Annotated in this window: 1 protein-coding gene; it reads left to right on the top strand. The window is 48.2% G+C overall.

The window, feature by feature from the left end; all coding sequences use genetic code 11:
- Positions 1 to 606, top strand: a 606-nt coding sequence (locus tag DI14_RS00415) for an IS3 family transposase (RefSeq protein WP_034803786.1), incomplete at both ends; no start/stop codon positions are given.

The raw sequence follows: 606 nt of genomic DNA, 5'->3' as shown, positions 1-606 counted from the left end.
GTAGAGCGCCTGAAGAGCAAATATACGGTCACGACCATCCTACGTGTCCTAGACGTGCCACGGGCAACCTATTACCGTTGGGTCAAAGAACCGGTGAAGCAACCTTCGGTGCTGGAGCAAACAGTCATCGAAGTGTGTAAGCTTACGAAGTATCGATATGGACATCGAAAGATAAAAGCCCTGTTAGAGCAAACCTATGAATTGGCGGCTAACCGGAACACCGTACAAAGAATCATGCAGAAGCACCATCTCCAGTGTCGGATCAAGCCTAAACGGAAATGGAAGTCTCAGGGCGAGAGCATCATCATCGCACCTGACCTTCTCAAGCGAGACTTCACGGCCAGTGAACCGAATAAGAAGTGGGTGACGGACATCACCTATATCCAATACGGGAGCACGACGAAGTACCTCTCCACGATCATCGACCTATTCAACAATGAAATCGTTGCCTATAAGCTATACGAGCATCAACAGACGCCCCTCGTCATCGATACGTTAAAGATGGCGTTGGAGAGTCGGAACAATCCCGAAGGGATCATCATCCATTCGGATCAAGGAAGTGTCTATACATCATATGCCTTTCAAGATTTGGTCAAGAGGAATCAT

Origin of the sequence: Exiguobacterium sp. AB2 (assembly GCF_000696055.1) — a bacterium.
Lineage (GTDB): Bacteria > Bacillota > Bacilli > Exiguobacteriales > Exiguobacteriaceae > Exiguobacterium > Exiguobacterium alkaliphilum.
The sequence above is the reverse complement of the archived record's forward strand: the minus strand, read 5'-3'. Positions and strand labels throughout refer to the sequence as shown.